Annotated in this window: 21 protein-coding genes and 2 pseudogenes; 8 read left to right on the top strand and 15 right to left on the bottom strand. The window is 72.2% G+C overall.

The window, feature by feature from the left end:
- The first annotated feature begins 43 nt into the window (after positions 1-43).
- Positions 44-757: a response regulator transcription factor gene (locus tag QJ852_18190; protein ID WGX95084.1), complete on the top strand. Its 714-nt coding sequence runs from the start codon at positions 44-46 to the stop codon at positions 755-757.
- A 66-nt stretch (positions 758-823) separates the two neighbouring features.
- Here QJ852_18190 and QJ852_18195 read toward each other — a convergent pair whose 3' ends face one another.
- Positions 824-1,264, bottom strand: a complete 441-nt coding sequence (locus tag QJ852_18195; GenBank protein WGX95085.1) for an Hsp20/alpha crystallin family protein — start codon at positions 1,262-1,264, stop codon at positions 824-826.
- A 403-nt stretch (positions 1,265-1,667) separates the two neighbouring features.
- Between QJ852_18195 and QJ852_18200 the strand changes: the two genes are divergently transcribed.
- The 4 genes from QJ852_18200 to QJ852_18215 all read left to right on the top strand — a co-directional run bounded on the left by QJ852_18200 (position 1,668) and on the right by QJ852_18215 (position 6,863).
- Positions 1,668-1,919: a hypothetical protein gene (locus tag QJ852_18200; protein ID WGX95086.1), complete on the top strand. Its 252-nt coding sequence runs from the start codon at positions 1,668-1,670 to the stop codon at positions 1,917-1,919.
- Entirely contained in the window at positions 1,916-5,803 is a 3,888-nt protein-coding gene (ppsA, locus tag QJ852_18205; protein WGX95087.1) for a phosphoenolpyruvate synthase, read from the top strand. Before QJ852_18200 ends, ppsA begins: the two co-directional genes overlap by 4 nt.
- On the top strand, positions 5,800-6,522 hold the full coding sequence (locus tag QJ852_18210) for a universal stress protein (protein WGX95088.1): 723 nt from the start codon (positions 5,800-5,802) through the stop codon (positions 6,520-6,522). Before ppsA ends, QJ852_18210 begins: the two co-directional genes overlap by 4 nt.
- A gap of 98 nt (positions 6,523-6,620) precedes the next feature.
- A complete protein-coding gene (locus tag QJ852_18215) occupies positions 6,621-6,863 on the top strand; it encodes a hypothetical protein (protein WGX95089.1) in 243 nt (80 codons plus the stop codon).
- 27 nt (positions 6,864-6,890) lie between these two features.
- On the opposite strand, the gene QJ852_18220 is transcribed toward QJ852_18215, so the two are convergent.
- The 9 genes and pseudogenes from QJ852_18220 to QJ852_18260 form a co-directional block, all read right to left on the bottom strand.
- Entirely contained in the window at positions 6,891-7,106 is a 216-nt protein-coding gene (locus tag QJ852_18220; protein WGX99477.1) for an MBL fold metallo-hydrolase RNA specificity domain-containing protein, read from the bottom strand.
- A 105-nt stretch (positions 7,107-7,211) separates the two neighbouring features.
- A pseudogene (locus QJ852_18225) lies at positions 7,212-7,334 on the bottom strand (hypothetical protein).
- A 386-nt stretch (positions 7,335-7,720) separates the two neighbouring features.
- A pseudogene (locus QJ852_18230) lies at positions 7,721-8,356 on the bottom strand (MBL fold metallo-hydrolase).
- The gene (locus QJ852_18235; protein ID WGX95090.1) at positions 8,353-9,435 is read right to left on the bottom strand and encodes a DUF2157 domain-containing protein; all 1,083 of its coding nucleotides are present in this window, start codon (positions 9,433-9,435) and stop codon (positions 8,353-8,355) included. Before QJ852_18235 ends, QJ852_18230 begins: the two are co-directional and overlap by 4 nt.
- A 108-nt stretch (positions 9,436-9,543) precedes the next feature.
- The gene (locus QJ852_18240; GenBank protein ID WGX95091.1) at positions 9,544-12,183 is read right to left on the bottom strand and encodes a GNAT family N-acetyltransferase; all 2,640 of its coding nucleotides are present in this window, start codon (positions 12,181-12,183) and stop codon (positions 9,544-9,546) included.
- Positions 12,180-12,623: a pyridoxamine 5'-phosphate oxidase family protein gene (locus QJ852_18245; GenBank protein ID WGX95092.1), complete on the bottom strand. Its 444-nt coding sequence runs from the start codon at positions 12,621-12,623 to the stop codon at positions 12,180-12,182. The genes QJ852_18240 and QJ852_18245 overlap by 4 nt, the downstream gene beginning before the upstream one ends.
- Before the next feature lie 5 nt (positions 12,624-12,628).
- Positions 12,629-13,156, bottom strand: coding sequence for a CBS domain-containing protein (locus QJ852_18250; protein ID WGX95093.1), 528 nt, complete (start codon positions 13,154-13,156; stop codon positions 12,629-12,631).
- 23 nt (positions 13,157-13,179) lie between these two features.
- Positions 13,180-15,897, bottom strand: a complete 2,718-nt coding sequence (ppdK, locus tag QJ852_18255) for a pyruvate, phosphate dikinase (protein ID WGX95094.1) — start codon at positions 15,895-15,897, stop codon at positions 13,180-13,182.
- A 62-nt stretch (positions 15,898-15,959) separates the two neighbouring features.
- Positions 15,960-16,205 carry an SHOCT domain-containing protein gene (locus QJ852_18260; protein WGX95095.1) on the bottom strand — a complete coding sequence of 82 codons (246 nt, stop codon included), beginning with the start codon at positions 16,203-16,205 and terminating at the stop codon, positions 15,960-15,962.
- A gap of 163 nt (positions 16,206-16,368) precedes the next feature.
- Between QJ852_18260 and QJ852_18265 the strand changes: the two genes are divergently transcribed.
- Genes QJ852_18265 through QJ852_18275 form a run of 3 tightly spaced genes read left to right on the top strand, consistent with a single transcriptional unit; the run spans position 16,369 to position 18,100 of the window.
- On the top strand, positions 16,369-16,809 hold the full coding sequence (locus QJ852_18265; protein ID WGX95096.1) for a DUF1003 domain-containing protein: 441 nt from the start codon (positions 16,369-16,371) through the stop codon (positions 16,807-16,809).
- Positions 16,806-17,690 carry a hypothetical protein gene (locus QJ852_18270; protein WGX95097.1) on the top strand — a complete coding sequence of 295 codons (885 nt, stop codon included), beginning with the start codon at positions 16,806-16,808 and terminating at the stop codon, positions 17,688-17,690. Before QJ852_18265 ends, QJ852_18270 begins: the two co-directional genes overlap by 4 nt.
- Complete coding sequence (locus tag QJ852_18275) at positions 17,687-18,100, top strand: hypothetical protein (GenBank protein ID WGX95098.1); 414 nt, start codon at positions 17,687-17,689, stop codon at positions 18,098-18,100. Before QJ852_18270 ends, QJ852_18275 begins: the two co-directional genes overlap by 4 nt.
- Here QJ852_18275 and QJ852_18280 read toward each other — a convergent pair.
- Genes QJ852_18280 through argF form a run of 5 tightly spaced genes read right to left on the bottom strand, consistent with a single transcriptional unit; the run spans position 18,082 to position 23,956 of the window.
- A complete protein-coding gene (locus QJ852_18280) occupies positions 18,082-18,453 on the bottom strand; it encodes a DUF5655 domain-containing protein (protein ID WGX95099.1) in 372 nt (123 codons plus the stop codon). The two genes, QJ852_18275 and QJ852_18280, sit on opposite strands and share 19 nt — an antisense overlap.
- The gene (locus tag QJ852_18285; protein ID WGX95100.1) at positions 18,450-19,379 is read right to left on the bottom strand and encodes a universal stress protein; all 930 of its coding nucleotides are present in this window, start codon (positions 19,377-19,379) and stop codon (positions 18,450-18,452) included. Before QJ852_18285 ends, QJ852_18280 begins: the two co-directional genes overlap by 4 nt.
- On the bottom strand, positions 19,376-22,009 hold the full coding sequence (locus tag QJ852_18290) for a cation-transporting P-type ATPase (protein WGX95101.1): 2,634 nt from the start codon (positions 22,007-22,009) through the stop codon (positions 19,376-19,378). The genes QJ852_18285 and QJ852_18290 overlap by 4 nt, the downstream gene beginning before the upstream one ends.
- Positions 22,006-22,953: a carbamate kinase gene (locus QJ852_18295; GenBank protein ID WGX95102.1), complete on the bottom strand. Its 948-nt coding sequence runs from the start codon at positions 22,951-22,953 to the stop codon at positions 22,006-22,008. Before QJ852_18295 ends, QJ852_18290 begins: the two co-directional genes overlap by 4 nt.
- A 1-nt stretch (position 22,954) precedes the next feature.
- Positions 22,955-23,956, bottom strand: a complete 1,002-nt coding sequence (gene argF, locus QJ852_18300; protein ID WGX95103.1) for an ornithine carbamoyltransferase — start codon at positions 23,954-23,956, stop codon at positions 22,955-22,957.
- Positions 23,957-23,959 lie beyond the last annotated feature (3 nt).

The following is a 23,959-nucleotide window of genomic DNA, read 5'->3' on the forward strand; positions in this document are numbered from 1 at the left end:
TTCGGCCCTGTCCGTACCCGCACTGATGACGGACCCTCGGGGCATGGCACCAGAGACGGGCTCCGACCGCTTCACGCAGTCGACGGTTCCCGACGTCGGGCCCGGCGAGGAGAATGAGGAACCATCACCGATCCGCGTCTTCCTCGTCGACGACCACGAGGTGGTACGTCGCGGGCTGCGCGACCTGCTCGAGGCCACCGGAGAGTTCGAGATCGTCGGCGAGAGCGGCACGGCCGCCCGGGCGACCTCGATCATCCCGGCGTTGCGTCCCGACGTCGCCGTGCTCGACGGGCGTCTTCCCGACGGCACCGGGATGGAGGTCTGCCGCGACGTGAGGTCCGTCGACCCCACCATCCAGGCGCTGATCCTCACCTCCTACGACGACGATGACGCCCTTTTCACCGCGATCCTCGCGGGCGCAGCCGGCTACGTCCTCAAACAGGCGTCCAGCGACGCTCTGGTCGACGCGGTACGGCTCGTCGCCGGCGGCCGGTGCCTGATCGACCCGGCGCTGACCGCGCGCGTGCTCGACCGCGTGCGCAGACCCGGCCACGAGCGCGACACGCTGGCCGGCATCACCGACCGGGAGCAGGACATCCTCGAGCTCATCGCGGACGGCCTGACCAACCGGCAGATCGGCGAGAGGCTGTGCCTCGCCGAGAAGACCGTCAAGAACTACGTCTCGACCCTGCTGGGCAAGCTGGGGCTCGAACGACGCACCCAGGCCGCGGTCCTCGCCACCCGCCTCCGTCGTTGAAGCCGGCAGCATCACGCGGCTGCGGCTCCCTCCTGCTCGGGCAGGAGGGAGCCGCAGCCGCGACCTTCAGGATGCGAACGGCGCGTCCTGCGTTCCGCGGGTGATCGCGATGTGGACGGGTGCGGTCTCCGGCTCGGCCATCGGCATCGACACGGTCAGCACACCGGCGTCGTAGGACGCCGTGACGTCCTCGGCGCGGCATCCGTGGGGCAGTCGCAGACGGCGGGTGAACGAGCCGTAGTGCATCTCCGAGCGGTACTTGTCGTGCTCCTCGCCGTGCCGCTCACCGTGGATCGTCAGCGAGTCGTCCGCGATGCTCACCTCGACGTCCTTGTCGGGGTCGATGCCGGGCAGGTCAGCGCGCACGACGTAGCGCCCGTCGGCGACGTACTCCTCCACCGGGATGTAGCTGTCGTTCCAGACCGCACGGAACGGGCCTGTCGTCTCCAGCCAGTCGAACACGTCCGTGAGAGGGGTGAAGGTTCCCCTGCGAGCGAGTTGGGTCATCGTCTCCATGTCCTTTCTCTGGATCCCCCGCTCGGGAGGCGGGGCGTGCCTCCATCGTGGAGCGCCGCACGGCGACGCAGAGCGGCCTTTGGTCCCCGCCCGTGCGGACGAACGACCCGAGTTATGCCGACGACGACGAGCCCATGGCCGCACGACACCCTTCGTGACCTTGGTCCCGGCGGATCCCGTCCCCTCGCCTCTGCCGGCGCGAGGCCCTCGGGAGTGGGATCGAGACAGGCAGCCGCACAGCGACGCGAAGGAGAGGTTCAGGGCGATGCGCCACCGAACGACGGCGGAGAGACTGGCCCGCAGGCTCGGGCTCGAGCGCGACCCACTGCGACGACACCGCGACCTCCCCGGGGCCGGCGCCCCAGTAGCGGCCGCGCCTCTGCGCGCCTTCGCCGTGCCCGTCTCCGTCAGCACCGGCACACTGGCACCGGAGCACACGACCGCGGTCGCAGCACACCAGACGGCGACGCGGGTCGTCCGGACGAGCGGACCGGGCCAGCGGGTGGAGACCACCGTCCTGGTACCGGCCGCCCTGAGCCTGGCGCTGCTCCGCGCGCTGCGCTGGGCACTCGACCGCGCTCGCTACCGCGCCGGGGAGTCCGAGTGGGCCCGGGGCGACACCGCACGACGGTGGAGAGGACGATGAGCACAAGGACCACGGCCACCAAGGCGACCAGTTTCGTCCGCCCGTTCACCGACATCTGCCTGTCCGACATCGCCGAGGTCGGTGGCAAGAACGCCGGCATCGGCGAACTGCACCGGATCCTGGTCGACACCACGGTGCGGGTCCCGGACGGCTTCGCCGTGACTGCCGATGCCTACCGCCACACACTGACGCGCGCCGGGCTGTGGCAGCCCCTCTCGGACATCTTCGCGGACCTCGACCTCGACACCCCCGACGACCTCGCACGCCGTGCGGAGCGTGCGCGGGGCCTCGTCGGCGGGGCCGACCTGCCCGACGACCTCCTCCAGCAGATCCGGACCGCCTACCGGGAGCTGGAGGAGCTCCACGGCCCCGGTGTCGCTGTCGCGGTCCGCAGCAGCGCCACGGCGGAGGACCTCCCCGAGGCGAGCTTCGCAGGTCAGCATGACTCGTACCTCCAGGTGACCGGCTCGGCCGAGGTCATCGCCGCAGTACGACGCTGCTTCGCCAGCGCGTTCACCGCACGCGGGGTCCACTACCGCGCTCGACACGGCTACGGCCAGCTCGACGTCGCACTCTCCGTCGGCGTCATGACGATGATCGACTCCGAGTCCTCGGGCGTCGCCTTCACCCTCGATCCCGACTCCGGGCACCGAGGAGTCGTCCTGGTCTCCTCGTCGTGGGGCATCGGCGAGAACGTCGTCCAGGGCAGGGTGGACCCCGACGAGTTCCACGTCCACAAGGCGAGCTACGAGGCCGGCTTCCGGTCCGTGCTGCACCGCAGGCTCGGTGGCAAGGAGATACGCACGGTCGTCGGTCCGAACGGGCTGCACGACGAGCACACCCCCGAGCCGGACCGTCGACGGTTCAGTCTGGCCGACGAGGACGTCCTCGACCTCGCTGGTGCCGCTCTCGCCATCGAGCGGCACGTCGGTCGCCCGATGGACGTCGAGTGGGCCAGGGACGAGGCCCACCGGCAGATGTACGTCGTCCAGGCCCGACCTGCCACGGGCACGGCCTCTCGCGACCAGGCGGTCCTCGAGCGCTTCGAGGTGCTCTCCCCCGGGCCCGTCCTCGTCTCCGGGCGAGCGGTCGGGAGCCGGGTCGCGACGGGCCGGGTCCGAATCGTCCGCTCCACCGACGACCTGGCCGCCTTCCGTCCGGGCGAGGTCCTGGTCGCCGGCACGACCACACCCGACTGGGAACCGGTGATGAAGACCGCCGCCGCCGTGGTCACCGACCGCGGCGGACGGACCTGCCACGCGGCCATCATCGCGCGTGAGCTCGGCCTCCCTGCCGTGGTCGGGTGCGGTGAGGCGAGCGCTCTCCTCCGCGACGGCGACGAGGTCACCGTGTCCTGTGCCGGTGGTGAGACCGGCCAGGTCCTCGAGGGCGCCGCCGACGTCCGGATCGAGCACGTGCGCCTCGACGAGCTGCCACACCCCCGCACCCGGATGATGGTGAACCTGGGCAACCCGTCACTCGCCCTCGCGACCTCGCTGCTGCCGTGCGACGGCGTCGGCCTCGCCCGGACCGAGTTCATCTTCAGCACATCGGTACGGGTGCACCCGCTCGCCGCGCTGCACCCGGAGCGGGTGACCGACCACGACGAACGGGCGCGGGTCGAGGAGCTGGTGGGGCCTGACGGTGGGTCGTACGTCGTTCAACGCCTCGCGGAGGGGGTGGGCATGATCGCCGCCGCCTTCCACCCGCGACCGGTCGTCGTACGTCTCTCGGACTTCAAGACCAACGAGTACGCAGACCTGCTCGGCGGCGCGGACTTCGAGCCCAGTGAGGAGAACCCCATGCTCGGGTTCCGCGGCGCGTCCCGCTACGCCCACCCGGCCTACGCCGAGGGCTTCGCGCTCGAGTGCGAGGCGATGCGGCGGGTCCGCGACGAGATGGGCCTGACGAACGTCGTCCTGATGCTCCCGTTCGTGCGGCGGCTGGCCGAGGCGGACCTCGTCCTCTCGCGGATGGCCGAACTCGGGCTGGCGCGGGGACGCAACGGGCTCGAGGTCTACGCGATGTGCGAGATCCCCAACAACGTGGTGCTCGTCGACGACTTCGCCCGCCGCTTCGACGGTCTGTCGATCGGCTCCAACGACCTGACCCAGCTCACCCTCGGCGTGGACCGGGACAGCGACGTGGTCGCCTTCGACTACGACGAGCGGGACCCCGGCGTGCTGCGGATGATCGAGCTGGCCGTCGACGGGTGCCGCCGCAACGGCATCCACTCCGGGATCTGCGGCCAGGCTCCGTCCGACCACCCCGACCTGGCGGCCCGCCTGGTCCGTGCCGGGATCGACTCGATCAGCCTCAGCCCCGACAGCCTGCTGCCGATGCTCCGGGGCGTCCACGACGCGGAGGAGGCGATGGCCGCCGCGGCGGTACCGACTGCCGGATCCCCCAGGGTGTGGGAGCCATGGTGTGCCGCGAAGGAGACCCATTCCGGTGCTGTGGTCCTCCTCGGCGACCTCGCGTTCAAGGTCAAAAAACCGGTGCGGCTCGACTTCCTCGACTTCGGCGACCGGGAGAGCCGGCAGCGGATCTGCGAGCGTGAGGTCGAGTTGAACCGCCGTCTGTCGCCCGACGTGTATCTCGGTGTGGGCTCGCTGTCCGCCCCCGGCGAGGGTGCCGAGCCGGCCGTGGTGATGCGCCGGCTGCCCGAGGAGCGCCGCCTCGGGCATCTGGTGAGAAGTGGCCAGGACGTGGGCGACGAGGTGCGGGCGATCGCCCATCAGGTCGCCGCCTTCCATGCCCGCGCCCGGACCGGGCCCGAGATCGCGCGCGAAGGGACCCGGGAGGCTCTCAGCGGCCGTTGGGAAGCCAACATCGCCCGCGCCGGCGCCACCGGACACCCGGCGCTGTCGGCGACATCGCTGGCGGAGCTCTCGGTCCTGGTCAGCCGCTTCCTCGCGGGCCGCGCGGACCTGTTCGCCGACCGCCTGCGGCGAGGTGCCGTGGTCGACGGGCACGGCGACCTCACCGCCGACGACGTCTTCTGCCTCGACGACGGCCCGCGGCTCCTCGACTGCCTCGAGTTCGACGACCGACTCCGCTACGTCGACCGGCTCGACGACATCGCGTTCCTCGCCATGGGGCTGGACGAGCTCGGCGCCCCCGACGCCGCCCGGCTGCTCGTCGACACCTGGGCGGCGGCCCTCGACGATCCCGCGCCTCCTTCTCTCCTCCACCACTTCATCGCCTACCGCGCCTTCGTCCGCGCCGAGGTCGGTGCCCTGCGCGGAGCACAGCACGGGGCCGACGTCGAGTCCTACCTCGCCACCGCGCTCACCCACCTACGGGCCGGTGCGGTGAAGCTCGTCCTCCTGGGCGGCCCCCCTGCGTCCGGCAAGTCCACGCTGGCCGGGTCCGTCGCCGACCGGCTCGGCATGGCGGTGTTGTCGACCGACCGCATCCGCAAGGAGATCGCCGGACTCGACCCCGCGACCCACGCCCCCGCCTCGTTCGGCTCGGGGATCTACACAGCGGAGCACACGCGAGCGACGTACGACGCAATGCTCGACCGGGCCGAACGACTCCTCGCGCGCGGTGAGTCGGTGGTCCTCGACGGCACCTGGGCCCGCGCCGCGCAGCGCGCAGGAGCCGCCGAACTGGCCGCACGAAGCGCGGCCGACCTCGTCGAGCTGCGGTGCGAGATCGACGAGGCGACCGCCCGGCGACGCCTCGTCACCCGCGACTCCATCTCCGACGCCGACGAGCACGTCGCAGCACGGATGCGCGCCGATGCAGACCCCTGGCCGACCAGCGACCGGGTCGACACCGGCACCGACCTGGCCGCTTCCACCGACCAGGCGTGTCACCTGGTCCGCCCCGACTCCCCGCCCCCTGCGCTGCCGGTCGGTGCGCGTCCCCCGTCGTGAGCCCGGCGGAGGTCCCCCACGGCGCCGTGGTGGTGGCGGTCGACGGCGGCCGCCCGGCGGCCGCCGCTCGGGCATGGGCGACCGCGGCGGCGACGAAGGAGCGTCGCCCCCTCGTGGTGACGCGGTCCCGGCTCCCGGCGCGGGCGCTGGACAGCCTGTCCGCACGCGCCCACCTCCTGGTCATCGACGCCGGACGGCACGGAACGCGCGCCGTCGTCGTGCGACGGAGCAGGTGCCCAGTGGTCGTCGTTCCCGACCGGCCCGCTCCCGGGCGCGGGGTGGTGGTCGGCGTCGGAGGGGACCCCGGTTCGGTCGCCACCCTCGATTTCGCCTTCCGCACGGCTTCGTGGCTGGGCGAGAGCCTGACCGTCGTCCACTGCTATCAGGAGGCCGAGCAGATGTCCGGGCACGCGCTCGTCTCGCCGCCCCACTCGGACCTCGCCGGCGAGCGGTTGCTGGTCGCCGAGACGCTGGCCGGCCTTCGCACGGGGTACCCCGAGGTCGCCGTCGGGGTCAGGATCGAGCGCGGTCTGCCTGAGGACGTCCTCGGCGACCTGGGCAACGACGCGGTGCTGGTCGTGGTCGGCGGGACGAGGCACGGACTGCTCACCGAGCGTACGATCGGCTCGGTCGCGCGCCGCCTCCTCGTGCGCGGGGCGTGCCCCGTGGCCGTGGTCCCCCACTCCCGTCGCGAGCAGCCGACAGCCTCCGGAGGATGACCCGTGCTCGGCCGGCCGCCCACAGGACTCGGGACCTTCGGCCCTGCCCCCGAGGCGAGGTCCGGTGCAGGGTGGTCGGTGAGTGCAAGGAGATGCCCATGTCGGACCCACGAGCGCGCCGCCAGGCCCGCCAGCACCTCGCTGACCGGTTGATCCTCGAGTACGCGGGCGCGGTCCCCGCCGGTCAGGTGCTGGCCGCCGTGCTGCGTGCCGAGCAGCTGTTGCAGGCGTACCACCCGGATGAGGCCAGGCGCATGACGCTGTGCGAGGAGCTCGTGCGGCACCGCCTGGTCGAGACCACGGCGGGGCGTCGCAGCTCCCGCCTCGTCGTCGCGTCCTGACCCGGCCGGGCATCTCGCCGAGGCCCCTCAGTCGACGCGCACGCGCTCACCGAGCACGGGGGCGACGGCGCAGATACCGAGCTCGTCCTCGATCCTCCCGGCAAGCGCCGCTGAGGAGTGCGGCTCGCCATGCACGACGTACACGGTCGTCGGTGGCGCGGCGGCCGACGCCACCCAGGCCACCAGGTCGTCGGCGTCGGCGTGTACCGAGAAGTCCGGCACGTCGACGACCTCGGCTCGCACCGGGACGTAGCGCCCGTGGATCTTCAGGTGTCGCGCACCGTCCTGCAGCTGGCGCCCGCGGGTGCCGGGCGCCTGGTAGCCCGTGAGGACCACACAGTTGCGCGGGTCGGGCAGCTGGTGGGCGAGGTGGTGCACGACCCGACCGCCGGTCGCCATCCCCGACGCCGAGACGATGATGCACGCCCGGTCGGGGTCGTTGAGGCGGCGCGACCCGGACGCATCGCGCACCGCATGGAGATCGAGGGCGCGCAGCCTCTCCAGCGCCTCCGCCCGGTCCGCCCTGAGCTGCGCTGATCCCTCGTGCAGGGCCCGGAGTAGACCCCCAGCGCCTCGAGCGCCATCGGGCTGTCCACGTGGACCGGCACCCTCGGGATCAGCCCGGCACGCTCGAGGCGCTCGAGCTCGAGCAGCACCAGCTCGGTGCGGTCCACCGCGAACGCCGGGATCAGCACCGTGCCGCCGCGACCGATGGTGCGCCGGATGGCGCCGGCGAGCACACCGGGCGCGGGCTCGGGGTGCACTCGGTCACCGTAGGTGGACTCGAGCACCAGCGCGGTCGCGGCTGCAGGCGGAGGCGGTGGCTCGAGGAGCGGGTGCCCGTCGCGTCCGAGGTCGCCGCTGAACACAACGACATCGCCGGCGACGTCGACCTCGAGTGTCGCCGAGCCGAGGATGTGACCGGCCGGGTGCAGACGGACGCCCACGGATGCGGCCACTGTGTGGTGCTCGTCGTACGGCAGGGGCGCGAGCTGACGCAGCGTCCGCTCGACGTCCTCGGCGGTGTACAGCGGAAGCGCCGGACGGTGCCGCGACCAGCCGGACTCGTTCGCATAGCGCGCCTCCTCCTCGAGCAGATGGGCGCTGTCCCGCAGCACGATCGCGACCAGCGCGGCCGTCTCCTTGCTGCAGTGGATCGGCCCCCTGAAGCCTTCCTTCACCAGGCGCGGAAGCTGGCCGCAGTGGTCCAGGTGCGCGTGCGTGAGCAGGACGGCGTCCAGCGTCACCGGATCGATCGGGAGCGGTTCCCAGTTCCTGCGCCGCAGCTCCGAAGGCCCCTGGTAGAGGCCGGCGTCGACGAGGACCCGGCTCCGGTCGTGTTCCAGCAGGAAGCAGCTGCCCGTGACCGTCCCGGCGGCGCCCAGGAAGGTCAGGATCGGGCTGGCCGGACCAGCGGCCGGACCAGCGGCCGGACCAGCGGCCGGACCGGCGTCCGGAGGGGCCGCGGGCCCGTCGGCCACGGGCGCGCTCATCGGGTCGTCCCGACGACGAGAGCGACGGCGACGACGACCACCGCGGACATCAGGACCGCGAGGTGCGGATCCCCTTCGTCGTACCTGCGGTGTCGAGCTCGCTCGTCACGTCCCGTGCGCGCGATCCACACACCCGCACCGATGAGCCCGCCGCCGGAGACGAGGAGCACGAGTGGCGCGGCGAGCGATCCACCGAACCAGTCCTGGACCGCCATCGGCAGCACGAGCAGCACTCCGGCAGCGCCGATCCCGAGCAGCAGCACGTCCCGGAGGCGGAGGGCAAGCAGCACCAGCGCACCGGCTGTGGCCAGGGCCGTCGCCGTGCCGGCGTCCGTCCCTGCGGCTACGATGCCACCCACGACCGCTGTCACCCCACCCAGCGAGAAGGCGGTGCGCGCCGATCGAAGCACCCCGCCGCGGGCCAGCAGCAACCAGACCACGCCGACCGTCCACGGCCCCAGACCGGCGACCCTGCTGTCCTCATCGGCCAGGATGACCAGCGACGCAGCCGTCGCGGCCAAGGCCGCCAGGGCGGCCGCCTGCTGGAGGATCGTGGGACGCGCGCGCCACAGGGCCACGGCGACGGCGGTCGTTCCAGCGCCGGTGGCGACAGCGGCCGGTCGCTCCGTGAGGTCCAACGCCTGGCCGGTGAGCACGGCCAGGAACACGGCGGCCAGCGCGACCGCGGCGGCCCAGAGCACAGCGCGGAGGCGAACCCCCGCGGGTCCGGCGGCAGGAGGCACAACGGCGCCCGCCGTGACCAGCGCCGCCGCGGCCAGGCCGACCACGACCATTCGCCAGGCAGTGGCGAGGTCGCTCCAGAACTGGTCGGCCAGCAGTGCCGCACCGACCAGGACGACGACGCCGCCGAGATAGCCGAGTGCCTCCGGAACCAGCGACGCGCGGGACCGGTCCCGGGCGTCGCGGGCGTCCCTCTCGGCGTCCCTCAGCCGTCGTGCCTGGTCAGGTGTGATCAGCCCTGCCGCGGTCCACGCGGCCAGCTGGTGCTCGAGGTGGCGCTCCTCGCCACGCGGCTCGACCGCATGGCGGGTGGATGTCAGCGTCCGTGTGGTCGGCATCGCGACGACCCTCCTGCTCTGCGAGGCGATGATCTTCCCCCCGACGCTAGGAGCACCGCCGACGCCTCGACAGGGACCTTGGTCCCCGAGGCGGAGGTCATCGTGCCGTCACGTCCGGCGCAGCTGGCGCGGCTCGTCCAGCGACTCTCCCGCCGCCAGGCGCATCTTGACGTCGACGAGGTGGATCCCGTCCTCGGCGACCACCACCGGGTTGAGGTCCAGCTCCGCGATCTCGGGCACGTCGACAGCGAGCTGCCCGACTGCCGACGCGGCATCTGCGAACGCCTCGACATCCACCCGCGCCGCGCCCCGGAAGCCGTCGAGGAGAGGCCACGTGCGCAGGGTGTGGAGGACCCGCTGGAACTCGCCGGAGCCGAACGGCGGGAGCAGGAACGCGCGATCGTCGGCCAGGTCTGTGGCGACACCTCCCGGTGCCACCATCACGAGAGGCCCGAGGACGGGGTCGCGAACCATGCCGAGCGCCATCTCGACCCCGGACACCATCGGCTGCACCAACACCGCACAAGGTCGGCCCACGCGACGTTCCAGGTCGCTGGCGGCGAGGGCCACGTCCGGCGCGGACGTCAGTCCCGTGGCCACCAGCCTCCGTTCGGTGCGGTGGACCACGTCGGCGCTCGCGACCTTGACCGCGACCGGGAAGCCGATCCGCTCGGCGGCCCGCGGTGCGTCCGCGACCGCCGCGACGAGACCCACGGACTCGAGGCCGTAGCGGTGCAGCAGCGCCGCCGCATCGCCCGGGACGACCCAACCCTCGGGACCGGTCCGCGCGAGCAGGTAGATCGCCTCGTCCCGCGCCTGCCGCGCACGAACCGGGTCCGGGACGGGCGGCGGTGGGACGACGGCACGTCGCCACGCCGCGTAGGACGAAGCCCGGCCGAGGGCGGCGACGGCTGCGGCGCTCGACCGCAGCGTTGTGATCCCGGAGCGCGGTCCGTCCTCGCCCGCCCCGAGCCCGACCGCGACCACCGATCGCTCCGGGTACCGGCGTCGTACGTCGGCGAGTGCGTCGAGGGCTCCCGTCACGTCGTTCGTGTCGGTCGCGACCAGGACCACGAGCAGCGCATCGACCTCGTCCGAGGCCAAGACGACGTCGGCGATCGCAGCCAGCCGGCCGGCATCCGCGCCGGCTCCGGCGTCGACGGGGTTCGTCGACCCGGCGGTCTGCGAGACCAACGCGCCGACCTCCGCTCGCAGGGACGGAGAGAACGCAGCGACCTCGAGCCCGGCGTCCTGCGCCGCGTCGGCCGCCAGGACACCCAGTCCGCCGGCGTTGCTCAGCACCCCGAGCCGGTTGCCGCCCGGGAGCGGCTCGCGGGTCAGCACCGTCACGGTGTCGGCCAACTCCTCGGCGTCGCGGCACGCGATCACCCCGCTCTGCGCGAGGAGCGCCGCCACGCCGACCACAGGAGTCGCGGCTGCCGCGGTGTGTGAGGAGCCTGCCCGACGACCACCGGCGGACCGGCCGCCGACTACGGCGACCAGCGGCTTGCGTTGCGAGAAGCGTCGCGCGAAGCGCGCGAACTTGCGTGCGTTCCCGAAGGACTCGAGGTAGAGCGCCGCACAGGTGACCTCGGGGTCGTCGTACCAGGCCGCGAGAAGGTCGTTGCCCGACACGTCGACCTTGTTGCCGAGCGAGATGAAGGCGCGGACACCGACACCTTCGCGGGCGAGCAGGTCCATGAGGGCGATGCCGACGCCACCGGACTGGCTGGCGACCGCCAGGCTGCCCGGCTGTGGCGCCCGCAGGCCGAAGGTCGCGTTGAGCCGCACGTCGGTCGCGTTGTCGAGCACGCCGAGACAGTTGGGGCCGACGAGCCGGACGCCGTGGCGGCGGGCGGTGCGTCCCAGTTCCCGCTGGAGGCGCGCCCCCTCGGTGCCCATCTCGCCGAACCCCGCCGAGATGACCACGGCGCCGCGTGCTCCACCGGCGATCGCGTCCTCGAGCGCATCGAGGACGTCCGCGACCGGCACTGCGATGACCGCGAGATCCACCGGCGCGCCCTCGCCCAGGCGGCGGCGGGCCGGCACCTCGCCGATCGCCTCGGCGCGAGGGTGGATCGCCACGACGTCACCGGTGAATCCGTCCCGGCGGACCGCGGCCAGGACGGCCGCGCCGATGCCGGTGCCGTCGCGCCGAACACCGTAGACGGCGACCGAGCGTGGCGCCAGCAAGGGGTGCAGCGAGCGGGCCTCCGAGAGGAACTCACGCAGGTCGACGGCCTCCTGAACCTCCGGAGTGACAGCAGTATCCATGCTGAGCTCGCACTCTCCCCGCCTGCTGGTGCGCGAGACCAGGAACCCGGCACGGGCGAAGACATCGAGCATCCGGTGGTTGTCCGAGAGCACGAGGGCGGTGAATCGCCGGATCCCTTGATCCCGAGCGCGTGCCGCCAGGTGCTCGAGGAGGAGGGTGCCGAGGCCGTGCCCGGCGAGATCGTCGGCGACCAGGAAGGCTACCTCGCAGGTCTCGGTGTCGACGGGTTCGGCGGTCGCGAGAGCGACCACTCGCTCGCCCATGAGTGCGACGAGAGCCATCGTGTCCGGTGAGTCGAGAACCCTGTCGACGTAGATCCGGGCTGTCCGCGAGCCGCCGCTGAAGAACCGCAGCCGCAGTGCGTCGTCGGACGCACGCTCATGGAGCGCGTGCACACCCGGTCCGTCCCGGCTCTCCAGCGGCCGGATCTGTGCCAGGCCGCCGTCGCTGAGCAGGACCTCGGCCGAGGTCATCGCCCGATCCTGTCCACGGGGAGTCCTGCGGTCAGGTCCCAGCCCGGTCCGGTACGACGCCCGGTGAGCTCCTCCCAGCGCAGCTGGATCCACAACTCGTCCTCGCGTCGCACCCAGCGCGGTGGGCCCGGGATCCGTCGTTCCGCGTCCGTGCGCTCGAGCTCGGGCACGCGCTCGCCGCGACCGCGTGCGATCACCGACCAGCCGTGACTGCGCTCGTGGTCGACATGGTCCACCTCCAGAAGCAGCGGCTTCCCGTCGGCGTACCGATCCAGGAGCGAACCTGGCGAGGTGCGGATCCAGGCCGCGTCGTCATGGGTGGTGTAGTTGACCGGAATGATCTCGGGTCGACCGTTCGCCACGAGCACGATCCGGCCGAACACGCCGCGGCGCAGTAGCCGCTCGCACACCGCGACGTCCAGCTCCTCGAGACGGGTCATCGTCCTCACCCCCTCCGCACGGCGACCACGCCCGGGGTGGCCGCGACCGCGTCGAGTGCGGCTGCCAGGAGGGGTGCGTCGGCGGCGACGGGGCCGGTGAGGTACACGATGCCGTTGCGGACGCTCACGCGGCACCCCGGCACCCGGGCGTGCGCGAGGGCGTCGGCGACGTCCTCCTCGAGCCTCTCGTCGTCGTGCGCGAAGGCGCGGACCAGGTCGCTGCGGCTCACGACGCCGACGACCTGATCGGCGGCGTCCACGACCGGCAGGCTCTTCACCGCGGTGCGGGTCAGGACGGCCCGCAGCTCGGTGACGTCCGTCTCCGGGTGCACAAGCGCGACGACCCGGCTCATCGCATCGCCGACCGGGTCCGTCAGGCAGGTCCGGGCGATCACATCGGCCTCGCTGATCACCCCGACGATCCGCGCGTCGCCATCGACCACGGGCAGTGCGGTGACGGCGTGGCGCGCAAGGACGCGTGCCGCGGCGCTGATCGGCTGATCGGCGCGCACCGTGACCGGTTGCGCGTTCATGATGTCCTTCACCAGCACCGCGATCACCCGACCGCCGCCAGGAACGGGAGGTCCAGCTCGTCGAACCGGTCCGGTGGACACCCCTCCGCCAGGACCGCCGCGCGGCCGGCCTCCAAGCGGGCGACGGGCACGCGGAACGGCGAGCACGACAGGTAGGTCGCGCCGATACCGGCGAGGAACCCGATCGAGGCCGGGTCTCCGGCGTGCTCCCCGCAGACGCCGACCGGGATGCTCGGGCGAGTGCTCCTGGCACCGTCGACCGCGCATGCGGCCAGATCGCCGACACCCTCCTGGTCGATGGTGGCGAACGGCGAGACCCGCAACAGTCCCTCGTCGAGGTAGCGCGGGAGGATCGAGCGCTCGGCGTCATCGCGCGACAGTCCCCAGGTCAGCTGGGTCAGGTCGTTCGTGCCCAGCGACAGGAAGTCGGACACCTCGGCGATCCGGGCGGCCGTGACCGCGGCCCGCGGGGTCTCGACCATGGCACCGAGGCGATAGGGGACGCGGTCGCGGCGAGCCGCGACGTCCTCTGCGGCCCGCGCGACCGAGGCGGCGACCACGGAGAGCTCCGCCGCGGAGCTCACCATCGGCACCATCAGCTCGAGGTCGAACGGCCGGCCGCGCTCACGCAGTTCCGCCGCAGCCTCGAATGCTGCCGTCGCCTGGGCGACGACCAGCTCGGGCCGCACGATCGCCAACCGGACGCCGCGCAACCCGGTCATCGGGTTCGCTTCGTGGTGGCGTCGTACGGCGGCCAGTCTGGCCTGCAGTGACTCGTCCGGGCAGCCGCGGGCGGCAGCACTCTCGGCCCGCACCGCGAGGTCGGTGAGGTCCGGCAGGAACTCGTGCGCCGGAGCATCCAGCAGGCGGATCGTCACGGGGCGACCGTCGGCCGCGGCGAGGAGCACGGCGAAACTCTCGCGCTGGAGCGCGGTCAGCTCGCGAAGCGCCGCCTCCCGCTCACTGTCACTGTCGATCAGGACGCGCTCGACGTAGGTCCTGCGATCGCCGAGGAACATCCGCTCGGTGCGGACCAGGCCCACGCCCTCGGCGCCGTAGCGCAGGGCCCGGGCGATGTCGCGTCCCGAGTCAGCGTTGGCGCGGACTCCGACCCGACGGGTCCGATCGGCATGCGCCAGGAGCCGGGACACGGACGCCACGAGCGGAGACTCGACGGCCTCCCCGTCGAGCCACCGGGTCACGTCCGACGGCACGGTGCGGTGGTGTCCGTGGTGGACCTTTCCACTCCCGCCGTCCACCGTGATCACATCACCCTCGGCGAACAACCGCTGGCCGTTCAGGCTCACCCGGCGGGTGTCCATGTCGATCCCGAGGCCCTCCACACCACATACGGCGGGAAGACCCATGCCGCGCGCGACGATGGCGGCGTGGGAGGTCCGACCGCCGCGGGCCGTGATCACCGCCCGGGCGGCGACCATGCCCGGCACGTCGTCAGCGCGCGTCTCGGGGCGGACCAGGACCACGTCCTCGCCACGTGTGGCGAGGGCGACCGCGGTGGCGCCGTCGAGGACGACTCTGCCGACTGCCGCTCCCGGCGAGGCCGCGAGCCCGACCGCGACCGCCCGTCCGGCCGATCTCTCGTCGAGCTGGGGGAACATCAGCTGCGTGAGCTGGTCACCGGTGACGCGCACGAGTGCCTCGTCCTCGGTGATCATCCCCTCCTCGACCAGATCGGCCGCGATCCGGAAGGCCGCGGCAGGGCTGCGCTTGCCGACCCTGGTCTGCAGGATCCAGAGTCGGCCGTCCTCGATGGTGAACTCGATGTCACACAGGTCGCGGTAGTGATGTTCGAGGGCGCACATGATCGACCGGAGCTGCCGGTACGACGGCAGGTCGATGTCCCTGAGCCGCGCGAGCGGCACCGCGGTCCGAGCGCCGGAGACGACATCCTCGCCCTGGGCGTCCGTGAGGTACTCGCCGTAGTCACCGAGCTCGCCCGTGACAGGGTCCCGGGTGAAGGCCACACCGCTGCCCGAGGTGGCGCCCCGATTGCCGAACACCATGGCCTGGACGTTGACGGCGGTCCCGAGGTGCTCCGGGATGCCGAACCTGCGGCGGTAGAGGCGGGCGCGTTCGCCCTGCCAGGAGGCGAACACGGCGTCGATGGCGAGGTCCAGCTGCTTGCGCGGGTCCTGGGGAAGGCTACGGCCAGCAACCACCTCGCACAGCGTCTTGCCGCGCTCGACGAGCTCGCGGAGCCCCTCGGCGCCCAGTGCGGGGATACCCGTGGCGCCGCGGTCGGCCAGCAAGGTCTCGGTGAGCTCGGCGAAGCTCGCGGCCGGAACGCCGAGCACGGTCTCCCCGAACATCTGCACGAGCCGCCGGTAGCAGTCCCACGCGAACCGCTCGTCCCCGGAGACGCGCGCCAGCGCCACGACGGTCTCGTCGTTGAGGCCGATGTCGAGGACCGTGTCCATCAGGCCCGGCATCGAGCTGGCTGGCCCCGAGCGGACCGCGAGCAGCAGGGGGCGTTCCACGCCTCCGAGGGCGAGTCCGGTCCGCTCCTCGAGGAGGGCGAGGTGGTGCGCGAGGTCGCCCGCCATCCCGGCCGGTCGGCATCCCTGCTCGAGCACCTGCCGGCAGGCGGCAGTGGTGACGGTGAAGCCCGGCGGGACCGGCAGACCGAGCTGCACCAAGCGGGCCAACTCGGCCCCCTTGCCGCCCAGCAGGTCACGATCGGGGTTGCCGGGTGCGTCGAACGAGTACACGTAACTGTTCACGCGAGGATCGTCGCCGGACCGACCAGGCGCGGTGCAGGGCCGAAGGTCCCCAGACCAGCAGGTCATCGGGGCCGCACCACCGGACGGCGGTCCGTGATCGCCTCCCAGAGCCGGGTGTACTCCTCGACGTCGATCTCACCACGAGCGAGGCGCTCGTCGAGGATCGCTAGCGGATCGGAGGACGCCCGGTCCCGCCCGAGCCACCGGGCGCCGAGGTAGACCGCGGCGCCCACCAGGCCCCAGGACACCACCATCACCAGCAGCATCCCGGGCCAGCCGAAGTAGTAGTGCCCGTCGTCCCACATCATCGCCGTGCTCCTTCTCGTCGTGGCGGTCCTGACGTTCCGACCATCCCCCCGACAACCGGTCCAGGTGAGGGGCGAACCGCCCCGTCCGCCAGGACCAAATGCCCGCCGGCAGGGAATACTCGGTCCCTGCCCGTCACGACGACAGCCTCCTAGCGTCGGAGGCATGCACCGACCTTCCGCCCCGGTCCACCGCGGCCCCGGCATCGCGCGCCATCCCGGTGTCGAGCGCTACTTCCAGCGCCGGGCAGAGGACTGGCAGGCACGGCTGGCGGACGCGATCACCGCGCTCGCCGGGTCGATGCCGTTCGTGTGGATCCACACGGTGGTGTTCGCCGTCTGGATGTTGGCCGTCGAGCACAGCCCCTGGCCGACTCTCACACTGGTGGTCTCGCTCGAGGCCATCTTCTTGTCGACCTTCGTGATGATCGGTCAGAACCGTCAGGCCGAGGTCCAGCAGGCGAAGGCGGACCACGACTTCGTCGAGCAGGAACTCGAGCTGAAGACCAACACCGAGCTCACCCGAGAGATCCACGTGCTGACGCAGGAGCTGCACCGCCGGCTGCTCGACCCTGAGGTGAGGACGAGCGAAGGAGCGGAGGCATGAACAGCGTCCGGCGCCTCGCTGTGCCCGCGTCGCCACCGCACCCGGCGGATCGCCGCTCCGGCCGGGCCCTCGGCCTCTCTCTCCTGGTGCTCGCCGCCGCCCTCGTCACCAATAGCGCGCTCGGCCCGCTGGGGATCGACGTGCTCGCATATCCGCTGTCGGACTCGCTGCTCAACCAACTGCTCGGTCTTGAGTTGGTGACCCTGCTGCTCGTCGTGCCGGCGATCGTCACGGCCGCTGTGCTTTCCCTCCACGCCCGACCCGGGGCGCCGGCCCTCGCCGTCGGGCCGACCGGCTGCACCGCCTACATGTTCGTGCAGTACGTGGTCGGGCCGGCGCGACTCACTTACTCGCCGACGATCCTGCTGCACCTGACGATCGCGACCCTCGCCGGCGCCACGTGCGTGTGGTCCTGGCGTCGCGCGGTCGCGGTCACGCCTCCGTGGAGCGCCGGCCGCATCCAGCCCGCGCGGATTGCCTGGCTGCTCGTCCTGGCGGCCTTCGTCGTCACCCGCTACCTGCCGGTTCTCGCTGGCGCGGTCAGCGGGAGGTCGATCCCGGCCGAATACGCCGAGGCGCCCGCGTTCTACTGGACGATCGTGCTCCTGGACCTGGGCGTCGTCGTTCCGGCCACCGTGGCAGCAGCCGTCGCCGTGGGCCTGGGCCGGCCGTCGGCTGGGCCCGCCTGGATCAGTGTCGTGTCCTGGTTCACCCTGGTCTCCATCGCAGTCGCCGCGATGGCCGCGGTGATGATCGTCCGTCGCGACCCGAACGCCTCGGTGGCGACGCTGGCGATCACCAGCATCGCGAGCGTCGCGTTCGCCGTGCCCGCCGTGCGCGCCAGCCGGCGCATCCTTCGCGAGGGCCAGGCAGGGTCATGAGGCAGGCGCTCCGTGACCGACGGACGGGGTCGCTGGGACGATCCGCCGTCGGTGCCTTCTTCCTGGTGACGGGCGGCGTCCACCTCGGCATCGTCGTCGCCGATCCGGAGTTCTACCGTCCGTTCGCCGACGGTGCGTTCCTGCCGTTCGTCCGCGACGGTTGGGCCGACGTCGTGATGGTTCACCCCGAGCTCTACGGGCTGCTTCTCATGGCAGGCGAGATCGTCCTCGGCGTGTGCCTGCTCGTCGGAGGTCGCGCTGCCCGCGTGGGTTGGGCGGGCGTGATCGCCTTCCAGCTGCTCCTGGTGCTGTTCGGTTGGGGCTTCCTGTTCTGGGTCGTCCCCGCGCTCGCGGTGCTCGTGCCCCTAGCCCGACGGGATCTCGGGCGCCGTCAGCGCCGCCGGTCCTGAGCCTGGTCCCTGGCGAGACCGATCCAACGCTCGACCTCGTCGTCGGCCTCGGCCGGTGAACGAAGCTCGAGGTGGTGCATCCAGGAGCCGGGAGCGACCTGAACGACCTGCTTGAAGCGTGGCGACGCCAGCCGCTCCCGAAGCGGCAGCGAGAGCACCAGTGGCACGTCGGAACGCAGAGAGCGGCTGGGGCGCCACTCGATCGCGAACGTCCGTCCGAGCCGGTAGGCGACCTGGGAACGGCTGACCCGTACCTCGACGCCATCGACCGCGGTGAGCTCAGGGTACAGGCGGTCGTGGATACGGCGCGCCGTCCGGTCCCCTTCGAAGAACCGATCGACCGGCTCGGTCATCGCAGCAGGGTGCCGGCGCGCTCCAGCTCGAGGTCGAGAGGTGGCAACTCCCCGTCCGTGGCGGGCACCAGGAGGACCGGACAGTCCGCGGCGTGGAGCACGGGACGCAGTACACCGCCCAGGTGGGGCCCGAAGACCGGCGCCTCGCCTCGGAGCAGGACCATCAGATCGGCAGCAGCGGACTCCTCGAGGAGGTCGGTGCGCGGGTCGCCCACGTGCACCTCGACGTTCACGGCCACGTTGGGATAGGCCCGCCGCCAAGGCCGGAGCAGCTCCTCGATCGACGCCACGGCCCGTTCCACCAGCAGGGAGCGGGGAGTCCAGCCGTCGGGGCGACTGCCGGCGATCCGGTCGTCCGGCTCCCAGGCGTGCACGACGCGTAGGGAGGCCGCCGACTGCTCGGCACGCCGGAAGGCCGCGCCGAGGAGCTCGGTGCTGTGGGCAGGCGCCTTCAGCGCGACCACGACCCGCTGCCGAGTCGCGTGATCGCCTCGCCAGCCCTCGGGTACGACCGCCACGGGCGCCGCGGCGTGCGCCGCGACGTCTTCCGTGGTGGCGCCGCCGAGGAATCGGCGCAGTCCGGTCCGGTGCTCTCGGCCGATGACGAGGAGCCGCGCGTCCTGGGCCGCGTCCAGCAGCACCGAGGCCGGAGCGCCATGGCAGGACACGACCTGCACCTCGATGTCGTCGACCAGCCGCGAGACCTCGGCACGCAGCGTCGCTTCGACCTGCTCACGCTCGGCCTCCAGCTCCTCGGGGAGGACGGGGAGGTCCAGGAACGCCGAGGTCTGCAGCGGCATGGCATGCACGATGCGCAGGGAGGCCGCGCTGCTGCGCGCCTCCGCGACTGCGAAGCGCAGGGCCCCGCTGCTGCCGTAGGTGCCGTCGTGCCCGACGACGACCGGGCGTGGCGAGCTGGTGGTCATGGTTCCTCCTCAGGGTCACTTCGAGCCTCACCGTCGGGACCCGTCACGAGCAGGGTCCTCACGCCTGTGGCCGCGGGGACCTTGGTCCTGCGCGGCGTCTTGGCCAGACCGTCGACCAGGAGCAGCACACCCGCCGACGCGAGGACGAGGCCCCAGCCTCCGACATCGGGGAAGCTGCCGCCGAGCAGGTCGGCGACCGGCGGCACCCCGAGGAAGGCCAGCAGAAGGAGCACCTCGGCGCCGACAGCCGCGAGCACCAGCCGGTTCCCCCGTAGGTCGATGCTCCAGACGGGGAGGCGGGTGCTGCGGCAGGCGAAGGCGTTGGCCACCTGGGTGCCGGCGATCACGGCGAAGGCGGTGCCGGACGCGAGGGCGAGCGTCGGCGCTTCGGGGGCGTCTCCCCACCGCCAGCCGTGCGTCAGCAGCACGGTGGTGAAGGCGGCGAGCGTCAGGGCCGCCTCCGTCAGACCGAGCACGAGGAACGCCCGGACGGCGAGGGCGCGGTCGATCAGGGTGCGCCTGCGCCGTCCACGCATCACATCGGCCCGCCCCGGTTCGGCGCCGAGGGCCAGGGCCGGAAGCATGTCGGTACCGATGTCGAGAGCCAGTACCTGGAGCACGCCGATCGCAAGCGGGAAGGTGCCGCCGCTGAGCGCCCAAGCGGCGAACGGAGCCAACTCGGCGACGTTGTCGGTGAGGTGGAAAGTGAGGAAGCGGCGGACGTTCTGCGTCGTCGCCCGGCCCAGCTCGACGGCGGTGACGATGGTCGCGAAGTGGTCGTCGAGGAGGACCAGGTCGGATGCCTCCCGCGCCACGTCGCTGCCGCTGGCTCCCATCGCGACGCCGACGTCCGCGGTGCGCAGCGCCGGCGCGTCGTTCACGCCGTCTCCGGTCATCGCGACCACGTGTCCCTGCTCCCGCAACACCCGGGCGATCCTGAGCTTGTCGGCAGGCGCCACCCGGGCGACGACGGCACCCGGCTCCACATCGAGCAGGACCGCGAGCTCCCGGTCGTCCTGAGGCAGGTCCCTGCCCTCGACGACCACGCCCCCGTCCCGCAGCAGACCGACCTGGCGCGCGATGGCCTGGGCCGTACGTGGATGGTCGCCCGTGAGCATGGCGACCCGGATCCCGGCCCGGCGGCACTGCCCCAGAGCCTCTGCGACGTCGAGACGCGGTGGGTCCTGGAGGCCGAGCAACCCGACGAAGGTCAGCTCATGCTCATTCGCTTCTCCCGCGTCCTCGCTCCCGGGACGGCCGGCGACGGCGACGACACGCAGGCCGATGTCGGTGAGCTCGGCCAGCGCGGCGCGGATGCCGTCGGGGACGCCCTGGCAGCGGGTGAGCACCGCCTCGGGCGCCCCCAGGACGGCGACCTGACCGTCGTACCACGCCGAGCTCACCATCCGCTCGGCCGTGTAGGGCCGCCGGGCAACCACGCTCTCGACAGGCGCGCCGACGCGCAGGGCCAGAGCGTGCAGCGCGGCTTCCATCGGGTCACCGACGGGCGACCAGACACCGCCTCGCTCCCTGACGCGCCCCGTGACGCAGCGCAGGGCGGTCAGGGCTGCCCGGCGCAAGGCGGTCGGATCGCCGGTACCGGTCACCGCCGCGGTGGGCGCGTAGCCGTCGCCCGCGATGTCATGTCGTCCGGACGGCGTGACGACCGTAACGACGTTCATGCGATTCTGGGTGATGGTGCCGGTCTTGTCGGTGCAGATGAAGGTGGTGGCTCCCAGCGTCTCCACGGCGTCGAGGCGTCGCACCAGGGCTTGCTCGCCGGCCATCCGCTGGGCACCGCGCGCGAGCGAGAGGGTGACCGTCGGCAGCAGCCCCTCCGGCACCAGCGCCACGGAGACGCCCACACCGAAGAGGAATGCCTGGGTCGCGTCCAGTCCGAGAGCGAGCGAGCCGAGACCGAGGCTGAGGCCGACGGCGAACGCGATGACCGCCACCACCCGAACGACCTTCCGCAGCTGCACCGTGAGCGGACTGGGAGGACGACGGGCGGTCTCCGAGAGCCGCGAGATCCCGGCGAGCGTGGTGGCGGGACCGACGGCCACCACCCGGGCCCGGGCGCGTCCCTGCGTGACGAAGGTGCCGGACATGAGCCTGTCCCCGAGATCGTGCGGGACCGCGGCGCTCTCTCCCGTCATCAGGGACTCGTCGAGGGTGAGTCCTTCCGCGGAGAGCACCTGCAGGTCGGCTCCGACCCGGTCGCCGGCCTCCACCAGGACGATGTCGTCGACCACGAGGTCGGCGACGTCGACCGAGGTCTGGCGGCCCGAGCGGACGACCAGCGCGCGGGCGGGCAGCAGCGCGCGCAGACGCTCGGTGGAGCGGTCGGCGTGGAACTCCTGCCAGAACGCGAACAGCGCGTTCAGCACGACGATCAGGGAGATCGCCACGCCCAGTTCGGGCATTCCCGCGATCACCGCGAGGCCGGCCGCGACCCAGAGGAGGACCGCGAGGAGATGAGTCATCTGGTCGGCCAGCAGCCGCCACGCAGGGCTGCGTCGGGGAGGGGGCACGACGTTCGCGCCGTGGACGCGGCGGCTCTCCTCGACCTGTCGATCGTCGAGGCCGGTCGCGAGGTCGCCCGTCGTCGGCGCGCGCACCGTGCCGGTCACGGTGTCACTCCCGGCGCCGCGGTCCCGTCATAGCGGCCCGACGGCGTGACGACCGTGCCCGACGTTCCGGCAAGGATCGCCGCCACGTTCTCGAGCGCACCGATCGCGGCCACACCCCCGGTGAGCTCGACGAAGCGGCACACGGCCTCGACTTTGGGCCCCATCGACCCCGCAGGAAGGGCGAGCGCACGAAGCCCGGCCGGGGTCTCCCGGTGGATGGCAGTCTGGTCCGGCGATCCGAACCCGCGCATGACAGCAGGCACGTCGGTGAGGACCAGCAAGGCGTCGGCGTCCAGGGCCTCGGCGAGTACGGCACTGGTGAGGTCCTTGTCGACGACGGCCTCGACCCCCTGGAGCTGGCCGACCTCGTCTCGGACGACGGGAACCCCGCCACCGCCCGCGCAGACGACCACGACGCCGAGCTGCAGCAGCGACCGGATGACCGGCGTCTCCACGACTCGCTCCGGGCGCGGTGAGCCGACCACCCGCCGCCACCCGCCGACATCCGGGCGGACGGTCCAGCCGCGCTCGGTCGCCAGGCGCCGCGCCTCGGCCTCGTCGTAGACCTCGCCGACGAACTTCGTCGGGTTCCCGAAGGCCGGGTCGACAGCGGAGACGAGGGTCTGGTTCACGATGGCGGCCACGGGACGGCCCGGCAGCCGGTTCTGCAGCGCCTGGAGCAGCCAGTAGCCGATCATCCCCTGGGTCTGTGCACCCAGCACGTCGAACGGGTACGGCGTGGTCAGCCTCGGGTCCGAGGCGCTCTGCAGGGCGAGCACCCCGACCTGTGGACCGTTGCCGTGGGTGATCACCAGTTCGTGCTGGGCCGCGAGGGGGGCCAGGGCAGCCACCGCCCGACGTACGTTGGCCTCCTGGATGTCGGCGTCGGGCCGCTCGCCCCGCTTCAGCAGGGCATTGCCACCGAGGGCGACGACGATGCGCATCTCAGTCCCCCAGCGTCGCGACCAGGACGGCCTTGATGGTGTGCATCCGGTTCTCTGCCTGGTCGAACACGATGGAGTGGCGTGACTCGAAGACATCGTCGGTGACCTCGAGCGCGGTCAGTCCGGTCTGCTGGTAGATCTCCTCACCGACACGCGTGTGCCGGTCATGGAACGCAGGCAGGCAGTGCATGAACCGCACGGTCGGGTTGCCCGTTGCCGCCACGACCTCGGCGTCGACCCGGTAGTCGCGCAGCAGCGCTATCCGCTCGGGCCAGCGCTCCTTCGACTCTCCCATGGAGAGCCAGACGTCGGTGTAGAGGAAGTCGACGCCGACGACGCCCTCGCCGACGTCCTCAGTCAGACGCAGCCGCGCGCCTGTCCCCCCGGCGAGGCTGCGCGCCTGCGCCACGACGTCGTCAGAGGGCCACAGGGCGCGTGGCGCGATGATGCGGACGTCCATCCCCATCATCGCCCCCGCGACGAGCAGAGAGTTCCCCACGTTGTTGCGGGCATCGCCGAGGTAGGCGAAGGCCATCTCCTGGTCCGGCTTCCGACCGTGCTCACGCATCGTCAGCATGTCGCACAGCGCCTGGGTCGGGTGCCACTCGTCGGTGAGCCCGTTCCAGACCGGGACGCCGGACCGGTCGGCAAGGACCTCGATGTCGGCCTGGCGTGACCCGCGGTACTCGATGCCGTCGTACATCCGGCCCAGGACGCGCGCGGTGTCGGCCATCGACTCCTTGTGGCCGATCTGTGAGCCGGTCGGATCCAGGTAGGTCACGCCGGCGCCCTGGTCGCGGGCGGCCACCTCGAACGCGCACCGGGTTCGGGTCGAGGTCTTCTCGAAGATCAACGCGATGTTCTTGCCCCCCAGGCGCGGCCGCTCCGTCCCTGCCCGTTTGGCCGCCTTCAAGGTCGCGGCCAGGTCGAGGAGGTAGCGCCACTCCTCGGGGGTGTGGTCGAGCTCCTTGACGAACGACCGATTGCGCAACGGCGACGCCATCAC

This window comes from Nocardioides sp. L-11A (assembly GCA_029961745.1).
GTDB lineage: Bacteria > Actinomycetota > Actinomycetes > Propionibacteriales > Nocardioidaceae > Nocardioides.

Bases quoted from the DNA above. Each gene is read 5' to 3' on its own strand.
- QJ852_18250 (WGX95093.1), bottom strand. From the start codon at position 13,156: ATGAACGCGCAACCGGTCACGGTGCGCGCCGATCAGCCGATCAGCGCC.
- QJ852_18235 (WGX95090.1), bottom strand. From the start codon at position 9,435: ATGCCGACCACACGGACGCTGACATCCACCCGCCATGCGGTCGAGCCG.
- argF (WGX95103.1), bottom strand. From the start codon at position 23,956: ATGGCGTCGCCGTTGCGCAATCGGTCGTTCGTCAAGGAGCTCGACCAC.
- ppsA (WGX95087.1), top strand. From the start codon at position 1,916: ATGAGCACAAGGACCACGGCCACCAAGGCGACCAGTTTCGTCCGCCCG.
- QJ852_18240 (WGX95091.1), bottom strand. From the start codon at position 12,183: ATGACCTCGGCCGAGGTCCTGCTCAGCGACGGCGGCCTGGCACAGATC.
- QJ852_18260 (WGX95095.1), bottom strand. From the start codon at position 16,205: ATGATGTGGGACGACGGGCACTACTACTTCGGCTGGCCCGGGATGCTG.
- QJ852_18265 (WGX95096.1), top strand. From the start codon at position 16,369: ATGCACCGACCTTCCGCCCCGGTCCACCGCGGCCCCGGCATCGCGCGC.
- QJ852_18270 (WGX95097.1), top strand. From the start codon at position 16,806: ATGAACAGCGTCCGGCGCCTCGCTGTGCCCGCGTCGCCACCGCACCCG.
- QJ852_18190 (WGX95084.1), top strand. From the start codon at position 44: ATGGCACCAGAGACGGGCTCCGACCGCTTCACGCAGTCGACGGTTCCC.
- QJ852_18245 (WGX95092.1), bottom strand. From the start codon at position 12,623: ATGACCCGTCTCGAGGAGCTGGACGTCGCGGTGTGCGAGCGGCTACTG.
- QJ852_18215 (WGX95089.1), top strand. From the start codon at position 6,621: ATGTCGGACCCACGAGCGCGCCGCCAGGCCCGCCAGCACCTCGCTGAC.
- QJ852_18275 (WGX95098.1), top strand. From the start codon at position 17,687: ATGAGGCAGGCGCTCCGTGACCGACGGACGGGGTCGCTGGGACGATCC.
- QJ852_18195 (WGX95085.1), bottom strand. From the start codon at position 1,264: ATGACCCAACTCGCTCGCAGGGGAACCTTCACCCCTCTCACGGACGTG.
- QJ852_18295 (WGX95102.1), bottom strand. From the start codon at position 22,953: ATGCGCATCGTCGTCGCCCTCGGTGGCAATGCCCTGCTGAAGCGGGGC.
- QJ852_18285 (WGX95100.1), bottom strand. From the start codon at position 19,379: ATGACCACCAGCTCGCCACGCCCGGTCGTCGTCGGGCACGACGGCACC.
- QJ852_18280 (WGX95099.1), bottom strand. From the start codon at position 18,453: ATGACCGAGCCGGTCGATCGGTTCTTCGAAGGGGACCGGACGGCGCGC.